The 3,044-nt window shown below is 67.5% G+C and carries 2 protein-coding genes; both read right to left on the bottom strand.

The window, feature by feature from the left end:
* Positions 1-226: 226 nt before the first annotated feature.
* Positions 227-847: a TorD/DmsD family molecular chaperone gene (locus LPZ50_RS23645; RefSeq protein ID WP_230665301.1), complete on the bottom strand. Its 621-nt coding sequence runs from the start codon at positions 845-847 to the stop codon at positions 227-229.
* Positions 844-2,940 (bottom strand): 4Fe-4S binding protein, encoded by a 2,097-nt coding sequence (locus LPZ50_RS23640; protein ID WP_230665300.1) that lies wholly within the window; start codon positions 2,938-2,940, stop codon positions 844-846. Before LPZ50_RS23640 ends, LPZ50_RS23645 begins: the two co-directional genes overlap by 4 nt.
* Positions 2,941-3,044: the final 104 nt, after the last annotated feature.

Below are 3,044 nucleotides of genomic sequence, written 5' to 3'. Positions count from 1 at the left end.
GGCGACACCGGGCGTGCCCCTGGCAGGGTGGCCGCGGCCCCGGCCGTAGCCGCCGTGGCGGCGCCCGCCAGAAATACCCGGCGCGTCAGTCGAGGTTTGTCCTGGGCCACGTTGGTCTCCTTGGGGGCAGCGAGATATGAAGTACTTTGCATACTGTACCCCTACACCAACGGATCCGGCAATCGTCGCCGGAAACATCCTGCCGTCGGTGAAATCTTGTGCTGCGCTACGGCAGCATGTCGAAACCCTGGGCCTCGATATTTGCAAAATCGCGCGTCACTTCGGCCAGCCCGGCGTAGAAGCGCGCGGCAGGCTGGGCAATGATTGCGCTGCACAAATCGTCTATCCACGGATGGAGATGGGTGCGGAAGAAGGCTTTCTGCTGGTCCAGGCTGATGCCCTGGCCGTGCTGGCCGGTGGCCAGCATGCGCATGATCTCGCACAGATAGGCGATATGGTCTTCGGTGTCGGACACCGATGGGTCGCGTTCCAGGCCCAGGGCAGCCAGGTCGCCGCGCAGGGCCACCAGGGGCTTTTCGTTCAGGAATCCCGCCAAGTAGTGCGAGGCGAACAGATAGACCTCGGGCTTGCCCACGCCGCCGAACAAGGCGTCGTATTCCGCCTGCACCGCCCGCGTGTCCATCTGCCGCGCGCACTCGGCCAACGCATTCCACGAGGCCTCCAGCAGGCTGCCCGGCGGCGCCGCCGGCGCGTCGCGCAAGGGCTGCAACAGGGCTTGCGATGGCGGCGCGTAGTACAGGCGGGCCAGCAGGCCGTAGATATCGGCGCGCGCGCTGTCTTCGTCAAGGCCGGCGGGGAAAGAGGCGGCGGGCACGGTAGCGTTCATAGATCGGTGATGCGGGCTTCGTCGGACGAGGAATACAGGTCGATGACGCGGCAGTCGCCGCACATCTTCAGGCGCTCCAGCGCCGCTCCCTGGAACATGGCGTGGCCGGCCAGCCGCTGCAGCATGGCGTCTACGCCCTTCTGCGTGCCAAAAGGCTTGCTGCACCGCACACAGTGGAAAGGCTGGGTCTCGTTGAGCACCACGGTTTCTTTGCGGCGCGAGGTAAGCAACAGGCGCGGCACCAGCTGGATAGCGTCTTCCGGGCAAGTTTTTTCACATAATCCGCACTGCACACAATTTTTTTCTATGAAACGCAATTGCGGAAGTTGAGCGTTGTCTTGCAGCGCATTGGCCGGACAGGCGCTGACACAGCTCATGCACAGCGTACAGGTATCGGTATTGACGGCCACGGCGCCGAACGCCGCCCCCGTACCGGGGACGCCGGCCGGCAGCGCGATTTCCTGCGGCAGTTGCACGGGCGCCTGGGCGATCAGGTGGTCCAGGGCCAGGTTCAGGGTGGCGCGCTTTTCCGGCGCCACCGCGAAGCGCGCCGCCTGGGCAGGCACATCGGGTGCCTGCCGGGCAATTTGCAGCAACTGGGCATCCAGCGCGCCCGGCGTGGCAGCCTGCAGCAGATGCAGGTGCCGGCCGCCATAGCCCAGGCCGTTCATGATGGCCTGGGCCGTGTCCATTTGCGCGGCCAGCCCGTCGCGATACTGGGGGGCCTCCTCGTCGGTCAGCAGCACGGCCACCTGGGTGGCGCCAAACGCCAGCGCGCTGAACCAAAGGTCTGGCCCCAGGCTGGCGGTATGCCACAGCGGCAGCGGAATGACGTTGGCGGGCACGCCGTGCGCCAGTTTCAGCTGCGCCGCGCGGCCCAGCGTTTCCACCAACTGCTGTCCGGCCTGCTGGCTGTGCAGCAGCAGCACCGCGTCGCGGCCGCCCGCCCTGGCATAGGTGGACAGCACGGTGCGCAGCTTGCGGCCCTGGTCGGGGTTGCGCGGATAGGTGTACGACATGGCGCCGGTGGGGCATACGGTGGTACAGGCGCCGCAACCGGCGCACAGGTGCGCATCCACCACGATCTGCTGGCGGCGCGTATCGCTGCGGATGGCTTCGGCGGAACAGATATCCACACAGGCGCGGCAGCCCACGGTTTCGTTGCGGCTGTGGGCGCACAGCGATTGCTTGTAGTCGAAGAACTTGGGTTTTTCGAATTCGCCCACCAGCTCGCGCAGCTTCAGCAATACGCCGGGGTCGCTGCCGTTCCAGGTGAAATAACCCTGCGGAAGCTCGTGGCGGCGCATTTGCGGGGTGGCGCCCAGGTCCAGCACCAGGTCGTAGTGCTCGGTGAACTGGCGAGGCGGGCGCTGGAAATCGATGGCGCCCGCCGCCGTACAGGACTTCTCACAATCGCGGTGCGAGGTACATCGCTGCAGATCCACCTGGTAGTCGAAGCCGATGGCGCCTTCGGGACAAGCGGCCAGGCAGGCATTGCAGCGCGTGCACAAGTCCAGGTCGATGGGGTTGTCTTGCGACCAGGCCAGTTCGAAGGCGCCCAGCCGGCCCTCCAGGCGGTCCAGCCTGCCGGCCAGCACGGGATAGCGGCGCGGCTGGGCGCCGCCGTCACGCCCCTGGCCCTGCACGAACAGGGTAATGTCCAGGGCGTCATGCAACAGGCTGGCGGCCTGTTCGGCCTGGCCCAGCGGCCCGATGATCAGCAGGCGGCCCGCGCTGCGATACGTGACGGTGGCCACCGGGTCGGGCTCGGGCAGATGCGCCGCCGCCAGCAAGGCCGCCAGCTTGGGCATGGCCTGCGCGGCGTCGCGGCTCCAGCCGCCGGTTTCCCGGATATTGACGAACTTCACCGGCGCCACGGCCCCCTCGGTGGCCTGGCCCAGTTCGCCGAACATGCGCTTTTCCTGGGTACAGGCCACCACCACGGGCTCGGTGCCGCGCACGGCTTGCTGGAAATCGCCCGCCTGGCTGCGGCACAGCAAGGAATGCGGCGCCAGAGTGGTGTCCAGCGCGCGGCCCAGTTCATCGGGCGCCAAGGGCATGGTGCGGTTGCAATCGCAGATCAGCGTGGTCATGGGTGCGGTCGCGGTGGAGTCAAGCGTGGCGGCCCGGCTTGGCGGGGCCGGGATCGTGGGCCGCGGTGGCCGGGTCTTGGGGGGCCGTGCCGCCGGACGCGGCG

Origin of the sequence: Bordetella petrii, assembly GCF_020991325.1 — a bacterium.
Lineage (GTDB): Bacteria > Pseudomonadota > Gammaproteobacteria > Burkholderiales > Burkholderiaceae_B > Bordetella_A > Bordetella_A petrii_E.
The sequence above is the reverse complement of the archived record's forward strand: the minus strand, read 5'-3'. Positions and strand labels throughout refer to the sequence as shown.